General features: G+C 49.8%; 17 protein-coding genes. 8 read left to right on the top strand and 9 right to left on the bottom strand.

Annotated elements, in window-relative coordinates; genetic code table 11:
• Positions 1 to 2: 2 nt before the first annotated feature.
• On the bottom strand, positions 3 to 242 hold the full coding sequence (gene hfq / locus GALF_RS06255; protein ID WP_013293216.1) for an RNA chaperone Hfq: 240 nt from the start codon (positions 240 to 242) through the stop codon (positions 3 to 5).
• 282 nt (positions 243 to 524) lie between these two features.
• On the opposite strand from hfq, the gene GALF_RS06250 reads away from it, so the two are divergent.
• The 4 genes from GALF_RS06250 (at position 525) to GALF_RS06240 (ending at position 2999) form a co-directional block, all read left to right on the top strand.
• Complete coding sequence (locus GALF_RS06250; RefSeq protein ID WP_013293215.1) at positions 525 to 1223, top strand: HAD family hydrolase; 699 nt, start codon at positions 525 to 527, stop codon at positions 1221 to 1223.
• Positions 1224 to 1280: 57 nt separating this feature from the next.
• Entirely contained in the window at positions 1281 to 1463 is a 183-nt protein-coding gene (locus tag GALF_RS15520; RefSeq protein WP_013293214.1) for a hypothetical protein, read from the top strand.
• Positions 1453 to 2400 (top strand): GGDEF domain-containing protein, encoded by a 948-nt coding sequence (locus tag GALF_RS06245; RefSeq protein WP_013293213.1) that lies wholly within the window; start codon positions 1453 to 1455, stop codon positions 2398 to 2400. Before GALF_RS15520 ends, GALF_RS06245 begins: the two co-directional genes overlap by 11 nt.
• Before the next feature lie 200 nt (positions 2401 to 2600).
• Positions 2601 to 2999: a Crp/Fnr family transcriptional regulator gene (locus GALF_RS06240; protein WP_013293212.1), complete on the top strand. Its 399-nt coding sequence runs from the start codon at positions 2601 to 2603 to the stop codon at positions 2997 to 2999.
• An 88-nt stretch (positions 3000 to 3087) separates the two neighbouring features.
• Here the strand turns inward: GALF_RS06240 and GALF_RS06235 are convergent, their stop codons facing one another.
• The 4 genes from GALF_RS06235 to GALF_RS06220 all read right to left on the bottom strand — a co-directional run bounded on the left by GALF_RS06235 (position 3088) and on the right by GALF_RS06220 (position 5878).
• A complete protein-coding gene (locus GALF_RS06235; RefSeq protein ID WP_013293211.1) occupies positions 3088 to 3894 on the bottom strand; it encodes a spermine/spermidine synthase domain-containing protein in 807 nt (268 codons plus the stop codon).
• An 11-nt stretch (positions 3895 to 3905) separates the two neighbouring features.
• Positions 3906 to 4385, bottom strand: coding sequence for a hypothetical protein (locus GALF_RS06230; protein ID WP_013293210.1), 480 nt, complete (start codon positions 4383 to 4385; stop codon positions 3906 to 3908).
• Positions 4386 to 4516: 131 nt separating this feature from the next.
• Positions 4517 to 4831, bottom strand: a complete 315-nt coding sequence (locus GALF_RS06225; protein ID WP_013293209.1) for a hypothetical protein — start codon at positions 4829 to 4831, stop codon at positions 4517 to 4519.
• Between the two features lie 87 nt (positions 4832 to 4918).
• Entirely contained in the window at positions 4919 to 5878 is a 960-nt protein-coding gene (locus GALF_RS06220) for an RluA family pseudouridine synthase (RefSeq protein ID WP_013293208.1), read from the bottom strand.
• A 471-nt stretch (positions 5879 to 6349) separates the two neighbouring features.
• Between GALF_RS06220 and GALF_RS06215 the strand changes: the two genes are divergently transcribed.
• Positions 6350 to 8854 (top strand): Rne/Rng family ribonuclease, encoded by a 2505-nt coding sequence (locus GALF_RS06215; RefSeq protein WP_013293207.1) that lies wholly within the window; start codon positions 6350 to 6352, stop codon positions 8852 to 8854.
• 62 nt (positions 8855 to 8916) lie between these two features.
• Here the strand turns inward: GALF_RS06215 and GALF_RS06210 are convergent, their stop codons facing one another.
• Positions 8917 to 9402, bottom strand: coding sequence for a low molecular weight protein-tyrosine-phosphatase (locus tag GALF_RS06210; protein ID WP_013293206.1), 486 nt, complete (start codon positions 9400 to 9402; stop codon positions 8917 to 8919).
• A 69-nt stretch (positions 9403 to 9471) separates the two neighbouring features.
• Complete coding sequence (locus GALF_RS06205) at positions 9472 to 10659, bottom strand: 6-phosphofructokinase (protein ID WP_013293205.1); 1188 nt, start codon at positions 10657 to 10659, stop codon at positions 9472 to 9474.
• Positions 10660 to 10773: 114 nt separating this feature from the next.
• Here GALF_RS06205 and ppa point away from each other — a divergent pair, with 114 nt between their 5' ends.
• Entirely contained in the window at positions 10774 to 11316 is a 543-nt protein-coding gene (gene ppa / locus GALF_RS06200) for an inorganic diphosphatase (protein ID WP_013293204.1), read from the top strand.
• A complete protein-coding gene (gene folD, locus GALF_RS06195) occupies positions 11316 to 12176 on the top strand; it encodes a bifunctional methylenetetrahydrofolate dehydrogenase/methenyltetrahydrofolate cyclohydrolase FolD (RefSeq protein WP_013293203.1) in 861 nt (286 codons plus the stop codon). The genes ppa and folD overlap by 1 nt, the downstream gene beginning before the upstream one ends.
• Before the next feature lie 390 nt (positions 12177 to 12566).
• Here folD and GALF_RS06190 read toward each other — a convergent pair whose 3' ends face one another.
• Entirely contained in the window at positions 12567 to 15062 is a 2496-nt protein-coding gene (locus GALF_RS06190; RefSeq protein ID WP_013293202.1) for a toll/interleukin-1 receptor domain-containing protein, read from the bottom strand.
• A 150-nt stretch (positions 15063 to 15212) separates the two neighbouring features.
• On the opposite strand from GALF_RS06190, the gene GALF_RS06185 reads away from it, so the two are divergent.
• A complete protein-coding gene (locus GALF_RS06185; protein ID WP_013293201.1) occupies positions 15213 to 16466 on the top strand; it encodes an IS256 family transposase in 1254 nt (417 codons plus the stop codon).
• Between the two features lie 19 nt (positions 16467 to 16485).
• Here the strand turns inward: GALF_RS06185 and GALF_RS06180 are convergent, their stop codons facing one another.
• Positions 16486 to 16674, bottom strand: coding sequence for a hypothetical protein (locus tag GALF_RS06180; RefSeq protein ID WP_041937999.1), 189 nt, complete (start codon positions 16672 to 16674; stop codon positions 16486 to 16488).
• Between the last annotated feature and the right edge of the window lie 295 nt (positions 16675 to 16969).

Below are 16969 nucleotides of genomic sequence, written 5' to 3'. Positions count from 1 at the left end.
ACTTACGCGTCAGTATCGTCAAAAGCGATATTCACTGAGCGTGCCGGCACGATCGTCGAGATAGCATGCTTATAGACCATCTGGACAACGGAGTTATTTTTAAGAAGCACCACGTATTGATCAAAGGACTCAACCTGACCTTGCAGCTTGATGCCGTTAACCAGATAAATTGCGACCTGTACGTGTTCGCGACGCAGGGCGTTAAGAAAGGGATCTTGCAACTGCTGGCCTTTTGCACTCATGTTATTGCTCTTTTTGTTAAGGTTAGGAACTGCACTTTACTGGATTCAGCCCCTGATGACCAGACGCACGTAAAAATTTGAAGTTTATCCGGCTAAACTAAATCCACCGGCAAGCAGCGGAATCTGGCAATTTCAACTTATTGCCCCATTAGCCACCTACACCAGAATGCTAAGAATTCGCCTAACCGCCCCCGCATCGAAACGGGCTATTCATCCTGAGGCCCTCCATCAACAACGACGCCTTTCATACTTCTGTCATATTTCTGGCCTAGGATGGAATTTATGACTCAGTTTGCAAACAGTGAACGAATGGTAATTTTTGACGCCGACGGCACGACTATCGACGCATTTCATGCTATTGAACTGGCTTTTTTACAGCACGGCATGGATATTGGCGACATCGACCGATTTCAAAAGCGTCGCAAATTGTTCAAATTCCTTGGCGGGTTGCGTGAGTTTCCCACCAATTTGCGTCAGCAGTTTGGCGAACAGAGTCGCAAACGATTGCTGGAGACACTGACCGACATCTACCGCAAGGAGGCGTGTTTATATCCGGGGATCGCCGCCCTGTTACGCACGCTGCTGGACAGATCCGATATTCGAGTGGGCTTGGTGACACGCAATGTAACGAATGAACCCGAACAAACACTGCGCTGCCTGTTCAATCGGCATGACATTGATATTGACGAGTTCGATTACTTCGCCTGCATCCCACTTAAAAAGGACAAAGCGGGCTATCTAAAACAGGCGAGACAGTCCTTTGCCATCAATCCCGCGCGTACATTTGCCTGCGGGGATGAGTATAGCGATTATCTGGCTGCCGTTGGTGCGGCAATGCACCCCTTTGTGGTGTCTTATGGTTTTGAGGACCATTCGCGTCTGAGCAAAAAGTTTGGCGTGCCGGAAGAAATTATTTCAAGCACTCCGGCTGAATTGATTGACCGCCTAGGACATGCACTGGATTTAAAGGGAACAAGGTAACTTAACAAAAAATTTCGGTTATTTTGAGAAATCAAATTACTATTTGAAAGGATTATCGTGGCTCATTACCTCACTCAGCCGGAAGAAATTGATCGTATTTTAAGTTCAATATGTCACGACGAAGTTGAGCTAACGAATCCTTATGGATATCAAACTGAGCAGAACAACCTGAATTCCTGGCAAGATAATTTCCCCCAACGCAGCGCAGAGATCGTCAGCAAGGATTTGAATGTCAACTGAACACGCAAACAACACCGCTGTGACGGTAGAATATCTGCTAAAAAACATTCCGGCAGTCAATGAGGACGCCAGCTGCATCAAGGTTTTGGAGTTATTTCACAGCGATAAAAAACTCTATGCACTCCCTGTCGTGAACGATAAGGACAGGCCCGTTGGTATTATTGTCCGGCAAAATCTTACCGAATTCTTCAGTAAACCCTACGTCAAAGAGCTAAAAGGCAAGAAACCCATTTCCACCTTGATGGATGAAAAGCCGATTATCGTCGACAGAAATACCAGCATTGATGATATCGCCCGCATCATTTTGGATGCCGGAATTGAGCACATGGTGAGTGGCTTTATCGTAACCCGTGAAAAAAAATATTTCGGCATGGCCAACGGCTATGACTTACTCAAGGAAATAACGCACCGCAGGCAAAAACATCTCTTTGGACTAGCGCATTTTGACCAACTGACAGGCCTGCCTAATCGAACGCTACTGCTGGATCGACTAAGTCAGGGGATTTCCGTCGCCAACCGGACTGAGCGAGCCATATCGTTGTTATTTATTGATTTGGATGGCTTCAAATACGTCAATGACAGCTATGGTCACGCCATCGGCGATTCCCTGTTGAAAGAAGTGGCAACAAGATTGCTCTCCTGCCTGAGAGAAGGGGATACCGCGGCGCGTATGGGAGGAGATGAATTCGTCGTGATTCTGCTTGAATCTAATATTGAGCGAGCTGTCAGTGTTGCGAACCGGATACTGAATATACTTCGCTCACACTATGAATTGGGTAAAAAAGATATCTCCTGTATTTCGGCCAGCATCGGTATCGCCGAACATCCTGATCATGCCGATGATGTGAATGCACTGTTAACCGCTGCTGACAAGGCGATGTATCAAGCGAAAAATAGCGGCAAGGATCAAATTTCCATTTATACGCCGCCCGATTAACAACTTATCGTAACCGCATCATTGTGTTCAGAAGAAATCGTATCGCCTTGCCTGCGGTGAGTAAGAAATTCAGCGCTAACGCGGGCTGGATAAAATCAAGACTGACCAGTCAGACAAGTTGAGCGCCGCTCATATTACAATAGCCTACGAAGATTCCGGCCATTAGAATTCGCCATTAAATCAATTAAGGTAATCAAAAAATGTTGTTTTTTGACTTGTTTCGTCATGACCCAGAGTTTATTGAAATTCAACAAGGTGGGGCACTGTTCAATGAAGGAGATCAAGGTCAGCAAATGTACGTGCTCATCGAAGGGAGAGCCCATATTTCAATCAAAGGCGTTCATTTCGAAGAGTGTAGAGCTGGAACTTTTGTGGGTGAAATGGCTGTTATTGATGGCTCACCACGTTATGCGACCGTCTCGGCTATTACCAATTGTAAGTTTGTCGTGATCGATGCTAAACGCTTTCATTACCTAGTTGATGAGTCACCCGGATTTGCAATCGATGTCATGAGAGTGATGGCGCAGCGCTTAAAAAATTGCGATCTGCGTATTATTGAGCAAGCACACTTGGGCTTGGGCGTTCAGGCCGCTCATTAAATCCGATACGTTTTAATTTTACAATGATTGATGCGGCGTGCAGCAAGCAGCGAAATATTAGGACTTGCTTAACAACCGAGGCTCGCAGCTAATCCACCCCTGCAGCCTTAAGCGCCCCGATCAGCCTGTTCGATTTAGACTGGAAATTTAGAGGATGCGACATATCCAGTACATTCGCATGCTGCCTGATGAAAGAGATGTCCGGCGGAAATACCCCATTTTTCACGGCAAGTACAATTTTATTAAACTCATCATCGGAATCAACCACCACGATGCGTCCCGCAAAACTGTTACTGATGCGCGCCAGATAGTCCTCGTAATGCGGGTATCCCCCCCACAGGTTCACCGCCAGAATACCGCTATCTGCTAAAGCGGCAAAGCAATCATCGTAAAAACGCTGGCTACTCAAGGCCGCAGGCAAACCCTCCATATCAAATCCATCGACAATCAACACCTCAGGCTGAAAGGTCGTATCCGCGACCCAGCGCGCCCCGTCATTCGCCAGCACACAAAATCGCGCATCATCCTCAGGAATAGCAAAGTCGTTGCGCAATGCGATCACGTCAGGACTGATTTCAATGACTTGGATTTCGGCAGAGGTCACATTTCGGTAGCAATATTTGGCAATAGAGCCGCCGCCCAGGCCTATCATCGCGATGCGTTCGGGCGCAGGATTGAGCAGCAGAAAACTCATCATCGCCCGGGTATACGAAATCACCAGTTCATCAGGCCGGTCGACATACATCTCGCTTTGCACCGACATGGCATCAAAATTAAGCGCAAGGACCCCGTCTCGCTCCGTCAAATAAGGCTTTGCCGCCCCCGCACAAAACCGGTCGAACTCGCGGCAAACGGTACGTGCAATATTTTTTACATGTTTATTTTTAAACTTCATGCCCGCACAGCTTAAAACTTGCGGCGTGCAGGCATAGGCTTGCGGCGCAATGGACGCTTGGCATCGACAACGGGCTTGGGCTTTGGAACCAGCAGATTTTTTCCTGTCAGCGCTTTAGACGCCTCATGTTCATGCATGGCAGCAGCCATCTGCTCATCTGTCAGCTGAATAACAGGATGATCGCTCTTCAGCTTGTATGCAGAAATGGCCGCTTTGAGGCCGTGCAGTCGCTCCTCGTTATCGGCTTTTTTACGCCCGGTTGACATCAGCGTCAGCCCGACCGGTGTCAGCGTATAGCCGTTATCCACCTGCACGATCAGACCATGCGAGGAAAGGTTTTTAAATCCCGCGGTCAATTCCGACTTTAAAGAAACAGAGCCGTGTATCAAATCGTTCGCAGCAATAATCTCTGCAAGTTCCGCCGGGCGTCTTTTTGAGGAGATCGCTATGGCAAGTAAAAGTAGTGCATCAACATCATGAACAGCGTACATCGAGTGACTTTCAAATAGTAAATTTTGGGAAAAAAAACAGGCCGCCGACAGTGTAATGGTTTATACCGAAAAACCAAAGAATTGAAACATACCGGAACGAATGGATGTGTAAAGAGTTCAATCATGCGGTGTTATGCACTCACGCTGACATGCTCAACCATATCGTCCTCGCGCAAATTTCGACAACGGCGGTGCACCCCGGAGCGAAAATCGACCAGCACGGGTTTGTGCAAAATCCGCTGACAAATTTTTCGCCTGTCGCCGGCGAGCGCTAGTCTGCCGTTCGCTTGAACCTCTGCGGTTCGTGTTTCGATTGACTTCGGAGTCACCTCAACAAAATGATTAGGGTATCGCTGCTGACGACCTAGTCTGACGTCTGCGGCCTCTTGCAAGCTCCGCTCGCCACTAAAGCGCAATTCACGCGGCAAATTCGACAAATAAGACATAGCTCCTCCTTAACAATACTCCTGATTGTTATCGGCTGAACCTGCTAAAAATGAAGTAGCAAAACCACGCGTATTGAATTGAGCGCCTCAAAGATTGTCTTTCGCCGCCTCCTGGGCATCTAATTTCGCAATAAAACTCGCCAGTTCCGGGGGCAGCGGCGCACTGATGTGCATAGGCTCCCCGGTCAGCGGATGCGAAAACGAAATGCTGTGCGCATGCAAAAACATGCGTTTTAGGCCCTGCTTCATTAGCTCGCGGTTGCGCGCGAAATCACCGTATTTATCGTCTCCTGCGATCGGAAACCCCAAATGCGACAGATGCACGCGAATCTGGTGGGTACGACCCGTCTTTAACTGCGCTTCTAACAGACTGTATCCCGGCCAGTTTTTTTGCAGGGAAAAAATGGTGTGCGATGCTTGTCCGCCCTCACGCACCATGACGCGCTTCTCCCCCTGAGGGGTATCGAACTTGAACAACGGCAATTTGACATGCTGACGGGCGTTATTCCACTGTCCCAGCACCAGCGTCAAATAACGCTTGTCGCTCACCCCTTCGCGCATAATTTCGTGCATCGCCGTCAAGGCTGAGCGTTTTTTCGCCAGCAGCAGGACGCCCGAGGTCTCCCGATCCAGACGGTGCACCAGTTCGAGAAATTTGGCCTGAGGGCGCGCACGGCGCATCTGTTCGATCACGCCGAAACTCACGCCACTGCCACCGTGTACGGCAAGCCCTGAGGGCTTATTGATGATCACCAGTGCATCGTCCTCATAAATGACCGGCAATTCCAGCGCAGGAATATAGACTTCATCGACTTCCTGTTTTTGCGCGACGCGCACTGGAGGAATGCGCAACAAGTCGCCCAGTTTGAGGCGATACGTCTGATCCACGCGTTTCTTGTTCACACGAACTTCACCGCGCAAAATGCGATAGACGTGGCTTTTCGGTACACCTTTTAAGTGACGAAACAGGAAGTTATCGATGCGCTGCTCTTCGCCGCTTTCGTCGATCGTGAGGAATGTGACAGATTCTTTGCTTAAACTATTCATTATGCTTATACTTCGCCGTTCGCGCGTTTTGGATCGGGTAAGTTTGGGATACATTCCCGCCGATAATTCCTGAATTTTTCCTGCGAAAAATATCAGATTGTTGGTACAGGCGCCCTGCGCCCCCCGCCAACCGCAACCCGGTTAATATCGCTCACCGGAACCAGCAGCGATAGTAATTGATTTACGCGCTCAAAGCACCTGTGAATTCCGCAACGGGGCAGACGAGTTGTAATACGTAGCTGGTTGAGCCAGATTTTGCAAGTGCCGCATGCCGCACTGCAACAGTCCAGGAATCCTCCCCAACGCGTTACAGCGAATGCCACGCGGCCCAAAACATTTTTGACCAAACTATTACAGAGAATCCATTTGACCCACCGTTTGTGTAACCAACGCCGTCAGCTGTTCCTCTCTCACGCTTAATTTGCGCGAGTTTGAGTCTTGCCCGTGTTCGAGCGCGGGAGAAAAATAAAAATGAAACGCATGTTATTCAATGCGACACAACCGGAAGAACTCCGTGTCGCCATTGTGGACGGTCAAAAGTTAATTGACCTCGACATTGAAATCGCCGGCAAAGAACAACGCAAGAGCAACATCTATCAAGCTGTTATCACCCGCATTGAGCCCAGTTTAGAGGCTTGCTTCGTCGAGTACGGCGGCAACCGTCACGGCTTTTTGCCTTTCAAAGAAGTCGCACCTCAATTCCACCAACCCGGATGCGGCCCCCGCCCTTCCATCAAGGAAGCGCTGCGCGAAGGCCAGGAATTACTGGTTCAGATTGAAAAAGATGAGCGCGGCAATAAGGGTGCAGCCCTGACCACCTACATCAGCTTGGCGGGTCGTTACATCGTTTTGATGCCTAACAATCCTAATGGCGGCGGCGTATCGCGCCGTATTGAAGGCGACGAGCGCGCCGAATTGCGTGAAGTGCTATCCAATCTGGAAGTACCGGATGGCATGAGCATCATCGCGCGCACCGCCGGCATCGGTCGCAACGAAGAAGAGCTGCAGTGGGACTTAAACTACTTAAATCAGCTGTGGACCGCGATTGCCGATGCGGCAAAATCTGAAAAAGCACCGTCACTGATTTATCTGGAAAGTTCTTTAGTCGTGCGCGCCATCCGCGACTACTTCAATCCGGAAATCGGCGAAATCCTGATCGACACCGACGAAGTGTATCAACAGGCACATGCCTTCATGAGCACCGTAATGCCGGACAACGTCAATCGCATCAAGCGCTATGTGGATGACGTGCCGCTGTTTTCACGCTTCCAGATCGAACATCAGATCGAGTCCGCCCATTCTCGCGAAGTGCGTCTACCCTCGGGCGGCGCGATCGTGATCGATCACACCGAAGCGCTCACCGCCATCGACATCAACTCCGCACGCGCAACCAAAGGGTCGGACATTGAAGCGACTGCGTTCAATACCAATCTGGAAGCGGCCGAAGAAATCGCCCGCCAGATGCGCCTGCGCGATTTGGGCGGTCTGATCGTGATCGACTTTATCGACATGGAAAACAGCAAGAATCAGCGCGACGTGGAAAACCGCCTGCGTGACTCGCTGCGCTTTGACCGTGCCCGCGTGCAGACAGCAAAAATCTCGCGCTTCGGCCTGCTGGAATTATCCCGTCAGCGCCTGCAACCCTCGCTTGGCGAGAGTAACTACATCACCTGTCCGCGTTGCAGCGGCATCGGCCATATCCGCGGCACCGAATCCTCCGCCTTGCACATCCTGCGCATCATTCAGGAAGAGGCGATGAAGGACAGCAGCGCGGCCATTCACGCTCAGGTACCGGTCGATGTGGCAACCTTCCTGCTCAATGAGAAGCGCGGCGACCTGCACCGCATCGAATCGCGCCTGCGCGTGCCGATCACGCTGATCCCGAATCCACACTTAGAAACGCCAAACTACACCATCAACCGTCTGCGTCAGGACGAATTGACGGGGGACGCGCAGCCTAGCTATACACTGGTCGAAAAACCGGAAGAAAACAAAGCTGATCAAGAACCGCAAAAAGGGGTACGCGTACAGGCCGCTGTCAAAGGCATCACGCCCGTCGCACCGGCGCCGACCGCACCTGTAAAAACGGAACCTGCAGCGACTCCCGGCCTGCTCAGCCAAATCGGCGGCTGGTTCAAATCACTGGTTGCAGCAGAACCTGAAAAAGAAACGCCAGCGGTGAGCCGTCCTCCGCGCGGCCGCAATGATAGACCTGAACGCTCTGAGCGCGGTGATCGCCCGGATCGCAACGAAGGCCGCAAGCGTCGCGACCGCAATCCTGAACGCAACGCAGCTCAGGCGATTGAAAAGTCGGCGGAAAAGTCGACAGAAAAATCGACGGTAACGGCGGAAGTCAGACAGCCTAGACCTCCGCGTCCACCACGTCCGCCCAAAGTTGCGAATGAACAGCGCCCAACAGAAGAAAAGCCGGTCATCGAATCCATCGCAGCTGAGGGTGAAACAGAAGCTGAGAAGACTGAGAAGAGCAGCGCCCGTCGCAGAGGACGTCGTGGCGGTCGTCGCGAACGTGAAAAACGTGAAGTGACACCCGGGTCTGAAAACGCGGGTGCTGCTGATAATCAGGAAAGCGCATCGACAGCCGTTCAGCCGCAGACCAAAGTCAAACCGACGGAATACATCGCGATGCCAAGCAATATGGCGGTCGCACCCGTCGCAACACCTGTCGTGACGGAAACAGTTGCAGCGTCTGTTGTAGCTGAAGTGGTTGCGCCAGTCGTAGCTGAAGCGGTTGCCGCACCTGTTGCAGCTGAAATGGTTGCGGCCCCCGTCGTCAATGTTGCCGTTGAAACCAAATCAGCAGGTCTGGTACAAATTGAAACCGCACCGAACAAGGTTTCAACTGAGACGCCCGTCGAACGTCCCCAGCCGGTAATTCGTCGCCGTGCTCGCCCGCTTGAAGTTTACGTTGAGAACGAACCACTGGTTCAAATCGAAACGCAAAACCCCAAGTCCTAAGCCGCACCCGTCAATAAAAAAGCCTCGCAATTGCGAGGCTTTTTTATTTTCAACGACAAAATCTAGGTCAGCTCATTCGATCGGATGTGCTGCAACAAGCCTTGTGCAGCATCCTCCACCATATCCAACACACACTCAAACCCCTGCGTGCCGCCGTAATAAGGATCAGGCACTTCACGTTCGCTGTGATAACGCGAAAATTCCAGGAACAAACCGACCTGTTTCTTGCATCCGCGCGGCGCCAGATAGTGCAGTATGGCAAGATTGGCTTTATCCATCGCCAGCACGTAATCAAAGCGCTCAAAATCAAGCGTTTCAACCTGCCGCCCGCGCAGTCCGCTCATGTCGTAGCCGCGCTGCTCTGCTGCCTGCTGTGAACGCTGATCGGGCGCATGACCGATATGGTAATCGTGCGTTCCTGCCGAATCGATCAGAATTGATTCCGACAGCCCGGCACTCTCAACGTAATGACGAAATACCGCCTCCGCGGTCGGAGATCGACAGATATTGCCCATGCAGACAAATAAAACGGATACTTGCTTGTTCATTTTTTCACGCTCAATTCTGACTCATAAAAAAACCGGCACAGGGCCGGCTTTTTTAATGTAAAAAATTAATTACAGACGGCCGATTTTCGGCAACTCACCCACCAGCGGCGCGACATAGTCGAGCCACGCCTGCGTCACGTCGTTGCCCGCAGCGTTGATGTACTCATCCTTCATTTCGGTCGCTTCACGCGCAACAGAGGACAGCGGCGTAATAAAGCATTCGCTCTGATACGGCACGCTCGACAAACGGCGTATCGACACGGAACCTGGAGCCCCCGTTGTCGCCGCATGGTTCACCGCGAAATCGCCGACCTGACGCGCCTCCTTAGCATCAATCGGTGAAATAATCGTCGGGAAAGAACGCTGTAAATACCCGAAGGTATCGGCACGTACGCGCACTTTTTCGCCCGGGAAAGCGGCTTTTACCAGGGCTGCCAGCGTATCGCCCAGTGCACCGCTGCCGGAGAGCTGGATATTGCCATGTGAATCGCGTTCGCCGCTCGTTGAAATCGGATTGCCATCCTTATCGGTGATCCCTTCGGACACCGCAATCACGCAACGGCCATATTTAGCCACCGCATCGCGCACGTCCTGCTGGAAGGATGCCACATTAAACACGCGTTCCGGCAGATAGATCAGATGCGGGCCATCGGTTTCAGACTGGCGCGCGAGCGCGGCGGCGGCGGTCAAGAATCCGGCGCTACGCCCCATCACCACGTTAACCTTGATACCGGGCAAGGCATTGTTGTCACGATCGTCACCCATGAAGGCCAGCGCAACAAAGCGCGCAGCTGACGCAAATCCCGGACAGTGATCGGTGACTTTCAGATCGTTATCGATAGTCTTGGGGATATGCACGGTACAAAAATCGTAATTCGCCTCTTTTGCCATCTCGGCGATGATATGGGCTGTCTCAGCCGAATCATTGCCGCCCACATAGAAAAAGTAACGCACGTCATGTTTTTTGAACACTTCAAAGACCTTTTCGCATTCGGCACGACCGGGTTTCAAGCGCACCGAACCCAATGCAGCCGCAGGCGTTGCCGCAACCAACTCTAATTGCTCAACGCTTTGCGTGGTCAGATCGATAAAATCTTCCTTCATGATACCGGCGATGCCATGGTGCGCACCGAGAATACCGGTAATACAAGCATGTTTTCGTGCCGCCAGAATCGCGCCTACCAGTGACTGATTGATCACTGCCGTAGGACCGCCTGATTGACCGATAACCATCTTGCCGATAAGTTGCTTAGCCATAACATCGTCTCCTTAGAATAATAGTGCCTGCATTTTAACCGAATACGACACGACTGCGCCGCATCGCTTATAATTGTGTCGTCTTTTCATTACAACTTACACCAAGGAGATGCCATGAGCTTGCTGAACGTCCGCCCCGGAAACAAATTACCCCACGAATGCAATGTCATCATTGAAATCCCGAAACACGCAGACCCTGTCAAATATGAAGTAGATAAGGCATCCGGCGTGCTGGTCGTCGATCGTTTCATCGGCTCCTTGATGCGCTATCCCTGTAACTACGGCTTCATCCCTGAAACCATCGCAGACGATGGCGATCCGGTCGATGTGCTGGTCATCACCCCGTTCCCTATCGTCCACGGCGCCATCATCCCCTGCCGCCCTGTTGGCGTATTGATGATGAGCGACGAAGGCGGCGACGATGCAAAGATTATCGCCGTCCCGACCGACAAACTGACTCCGCTGTATCACGAAATCAAGACCTACGAAGATCTGCCTAAGATCACGCTCGAACAGATCAAACACTTCTTCGAACTGTACAAGGCGCTCGAACCCGGCAAATGGGTCAAAATCCGCGGCTGGGAAGGCGTTGATGCCGCACACAATGAAATTTTGAACGGCTTGGCAGCCTACAAAAAAGAAGTTGCGGGCAAATAATGACAGCACAAATCATTGACGGCAAGGCCATTGCAGCTCAGGTGCGTGCCGAGTGGAAAGTCCGTGCGGACACCTTGATCGCACGCGGCATCACGCCCGGCATGGCGGTGATCATCGTAGGAAATGACCCGGCCTCCAAGGTATATGTCGCCAACAAAGTACGCGCCTGTGCAGAACTGGGACTTTATTCGATACACGTCGAACTGCCGGCCGACACGACCGAAGCAGCACTGCTTACCGAGGTCGAGAAGTTAAATCGCGATCCGCTGATACACGGCATTCTGGTGCAACTGCCGCTGCCTAAGCATCTGGATGCGCATAAAGTCATCGAAGCGATCAATCCCGACAAGGATGTAGACGGTTTCCATGAGAAAAATGTCGGCGCACTGGTGACCGGCGAGACGCCCTTCCCTTCCTGCACGCCTTATGGCGTAATGGTAATGTTGGAAAAAACCGGTATCAGTATCGAGGGCAAGCACGCGGTGATCGTCGGGCGCAGCAATATCGTCGGCAAGCCGATGGCGCTGCTATTGCTGCATAAAAATGCGACTGTCACCATCTGTACCTCAAAAACAGTTGATCTGGCCAAGCACACCCGGGATGCGGACATTCTGGTCGCTGCCGTCGGTCGCCCCAACTTCATCACAGGCGATATGGTAAAGCCGGGCGCTGTCGTCATTGACGTGGGCATCAACCGCAACGCCGAGGGTAAATTATGCGGCGACGTGGATTTTGCCAGCGTAAAACCCGTGGCAGGCTACATCACCCCGGTACCCGGCGGCGTGGGTCCGATGACCATCACGATGCTAGTTGCCAATACGGTTAGAGCTGCAGAAAGACTGTCGGCAGTGAGCAAGTAATGTTAAGAAATAATAAAGTTCTTTCCTAAGTAATAAAGTTCTTTCCTGGATAATAAAGTTCTTTCCTGAAAATAACTGATTATCAATTTAGACAGCCCGCCTTCGGACTTCTCCATTGTTAGTATGTAATTTTGACGATGAATGTTAGTGTGGCACGCTGAACTTTGTAGGACGTAAACTGATATATAAATACATCGGAATGCATATAGACTCAAAAAGGCCAATTACGTATTGGCCTTTTTTTCAGTTAATTTGGAGTGGTTTGTAGCGGGCGAAAGATACCGGCGACGATTTTCTTTCTAACATTCCAGCCTATTTTGAAAGCATTTCGACTCCGGCAGGTTTGGCACCCTTGACGCAGGTCGGCTAATGGGTACCCCGTTAGCATTTTCATCTAATTAGAGTTAGCCAGGCACCGTTCGGGTCATACGTATTAAGCTGTGCGTTGAGAGCAGCAAGTTCTTGTTCGTACTTGATCCTTTGGTCATCATTTACGACACCATTAAGAATTCCATCTATTGCATCACGACGCATTGCTAAATATATCTGTGATTTATTTCCGATATTTTCCAAGATAGACAACGCTCGCGGGAAGTGTTTGCGCTCAATTTCAATTCTGCACTCAAGACCAGCTCGAATGTCTGGTCGCTGATTGGAGTATATACGTGATAAGCGACTTAAAGTGTTCTCTGCTTCGGAATATTGTCCAGTGCGGGTGTAACAATTTATTAATTGCGCCAACATTCCAAACTTTGGTTTTTTATTTTCAGAATCCGCCAAATTTACAGAATCTATAGCGGCATTGAGCGCATTTTTTAGTGTGCCAAAGCTAAGCTCTATTGTTGATAATCTGTGTTTTACGAACGAAGGCGTATCGAACGCGGATAGTCTCTCAAGTAAAGTTCGAGCTGTCTGTTCATCTCCCTCTCGGACGGCGATTTGAATAGCAATATCTAGTACAAATCGGTTGTCACTATTCCTTGATAGAGCTTCATGCACATAACGCTTAGCCTCAGGAAGTTGATCGTTATGGAAATAGCAGCTTGCGATCTCTCGCTTAAGGGCTGCGCCTGTCCGACCCAGCTTTTCCGCCTTAAGAAAGTTATCAATGGCAGTAACAAAATTTCCTTTTTTTCGATTAAGAAAACCTGTTAGAAAATATATATCCCTGCTTTGGGAAAACTTTTCAAGATTTCTTATCTCGGTCTCTGCAGCCTGCCATTCTTCTTCTTGGACAAGACTGCGAATAAGGTAGTCATGGGCAGTAAAACTCTGTGCATCTTCATTAATGGCTAGCTTTGCAACTGCTATGCACGGCTTATATTCTCCAGCATGGTAATAATCTTCGACTAGTTTGATTAAATCATTTGTCATATGAAAGGCTGCGCCATCTTTGGCATTGCTTCGGATCGATGCCTTAAAGAAAAGCCTATACAAATCCAATCTAGGCAATTCCTGACTTTCATCTGACAATAGTGCCTTTAGTGATTCATAGACCTTTTTGTGGTCAACCTCAAAAGCTCTAAACTCGCTTGACACTGCATCAACAATTGGCCCGGCAATTGAGTAAAGACCAGTCTCATTTGGAATGACAAGTGAGTGGTCCACCAGTTGCATTATGTCTCCAGCAAGTTCTGAAGGACTGCGATTCTGCGTGTCTACCAAAATTTGCATTGGTATGGGGCTATATTGAGCCAGCATTACAAGTATGGATTTTTGGTGCTCAGTGAGCAGACGACTAGCTAAATATTTAACGAAGATTGTTGCTTTGAACTGTACAAGTCTATGCTTGTCTGCAAGAACGGCATTAATCCCATAAGCCTTTACAAGTTCAATCGCATAATATGCGGAGGGCGGGTAGCCGTTTACGTATTCGGCCAGCTCAGATATTTGTGGCGGTGTTAAAGATTGTGAGGCTGAGATTTGACCAATGAGCCTCTTTACATCATCAATTTCTAACGGTTTAAGTTGAAGGGATGGTAGAGTATCGACGGGCTTTCTTGTTGAAACTAAAAATGTATATAGGTCGTCTTGCCCTTTAATGGCGTCGATTATCGTCTTTGCTGTTTCGGTAAAATAACCTTCTTGCGTAAATACCCCACCGTCATCAATAAGAACCGGTATTTCCTTATTCGAAACCGCAACTCTCAAGTCAGATAACAATCTATTTACTAGTTGATCTTTAGATTCGGACCTAATGCGTGACACTATATTGTCAAAGCCCGCCTTGGTTGCGAAAGGTTCAAGAATATTTGCCGCTTTTATTGCGATATCTTGAAGCTTGTCACTTTCGCCTATCTGAATCGTGATTGCCCGATTAAACGAAAGCATCAATTGTGCTGCTTTTTTTATAAAAGTCTTTCTGCCAATACTAGGTAAACCATAAATGGCTAATACTCGCGGAGCTGGCTCGGCTATCGGGCGCATCAACTTTTGCAAACGACCAAGGTCTTCTGTGCGACCTTCAAAGTATGGATGTTGCTCAACTCTAAGCATCTCTTCTAGGTGCTGCCTGATCTCACGAGCGACTATCTTGGCAACATTCACTCTTGAAACCTTTGCTCTCTTTAGCCAAGGCGGGAGGTCATCGTGAGATATGGATGTGTCAGTTATGAACACCAGTGTTTGTGAAAGTCGACCTTCAAGTCGACGATACCACGCTTCTTCGATTTCAAAATCTACCCAGATGCTTTTCAATGAGGCCGTACTGGCGAACAAAACAAAAATTGAAGAATCGTCCAAGTGTTTTTCAATTGATTGTTTGAATGACTCGCCAGTATCAAAAACTTGCTCATCAAATAAGCAAAATTGCCGCCCCAAATCGAGGGCAACTGCACGAACAAACTCTTTGTCTAGGAATGAGTGGGAAAGAAAGGCTCTTTTCATGGTGGATCCTTAAGTTTCAACTAAATCAGCAGAAATATTTAACTTCAAAATATTAGTTGGTGCAATATACCGAAAAGCCGATTATGAGGGTGTAAATAGTTTTGTGTAAACGGTCATTTGGCAGGAAACTGCCAGCATAAAGGAGCAACAATGACCGAACCGAAACGTAACAAACGAGTTAAACCCGATCTTGAACTATTAAAACTGGCCGATGCGCTTCTGGCCAACTACCAGAAACCCGAAGACCTGATTGGTGAGAATGGCCTGCTCAAGCAGTTGACCAAGATGCTGGTTGAGCGGGCACTCGAAACCGAGATGACCGAACACCTCGGCCATGGTAGGAGCGGCGCTGTTAGCAACAGCACCGGCAACACCCGCAACGGTCACAGTGCCAAGACCTTGCAGGGCGATTTTGGTGAATTGCCACTGGATATTCCCCGCGACCGCCAAGGCGCATTCGAGCCGCAACTGGTTGCCAAGCATCAGACCCGATGGTCAGGTTTTGACGACAAGATCATCTCGCTGTACGCCCGAGGCCTGAGCGTGCGTGAGATCCAGGGTCACCTGAAAGAGATGTATGGCACCGAGGTATCACCAAGCCTCATCTCGGCGGTCACGGACGCCGTGAGCGAGGATTTGAAGGTCTGGCAGGCACGCCCGCTCGATCCGCTGTACCCGATTCTTTATCTGGACTGCATCCACGTCAAAGTGCGTGACGCCGGTGCGGTGCGGACCAAAGCAGTGTATTTGGCGATCGGTGTGAACATGGATGGGCACAAGGAAGTATTGGGGCTGTGGATCGCCCAAACCGAGGGTGCCAAGTTCTGGCTGCAGGTGGTCACTGAACTGAAGACGCGGGGCGTGCAAGACATTTTTATTGCCTGTGTCGATGGACTCAAAGGCTTCCCGGAAGCCATCGAGGCAGTCTATCCGAAAGCGGCGGTGCAACTGTGCATCGTGCACATGGTCCGCAACAGCCTGAACTTTGTGCCGTGGAAAATGCAGAAGGAAGTCGCCGCTGATCTGAAGTTGATTTACACCTCGTCGACCGTCGAACTCGCCGAACAAATGCTGACCGACTTCGAGAAAAAATGGGACAAGGATTACCAGTCTATTGGGCTGAGCTGGCGGCGGAACTGGGCACGGATCATCCCATTTTTTGACTATCCGCCTGAAATCAGAAAAGTAATCTATACGACAAACGCTATCGAATCGATTAACATGAGCCTGCGCAAAGTCATCAAAACTCGCAGTTCATTCCCGACCGACGAGGCTGTGACCAAGCTGTTTTACCTGGCGCTGAGAAACATCAGCAAGAAGTGGACAATGCCAATCCGGGACTGGAAAGCCGCTCTGAACCGCTTCTCCATCCAGTTTGAAGAACGGATTTTATCGAGTAATTGAAAACCCGTTTACACAAAATTCAGGACACCCCCCCGATTATCGTTTCCAATAGATATTCACTCCCCAACCACACTTCCGAAGTCAACGCTCTTTGTAGAGTAGGCAGTGTCACTTCCAGCCAAGCCATCGCACACTTTTCCTTCTCGCGCCACAACTCATCACCCAGTCCCTTCATCATCATCCGAATCGGAAAGATGCCCTTGACCATGCCATGCGACTTTGTTGCCTCCTTCCGCTGCCACGTATGCCTTCAGCCTCCCGCCATACGTGTGGTGAGAGGCGTTGTGAGCAGTTCTGCAAGTGAGTGAACTGTCATGAGCGCGGTGATGTATGTCAATACGCCGCTAACCCATGGAGCATGGCTAAATTATGTGTATTTTATGAATGGCACTTTGATGCACATAGCGACCTTCCCCTTAATCCTTGGATATTCTACACCCCTTGACCACATTTTCTATTTTGCCATCATAGGCATTTCGCTCTTCAATTCTTTATTTCACAAA

Origin of the sequence: Gallionella capsiferriformans ES-2 (assembly GCF_000145255.1) — a bacterium.
Lineage (GTDB): Bacteria > Pseudomonadota > Gammaproteobacteria > Burkholderiales > Gallionellaceae > Gallionella > Gallionella capsiferriformans.
The sequence above is the reverse complement of the archived record's forward strand: the minus strand, read 5'-3'. Positions and strand labels throughout refer to the sequence as shown.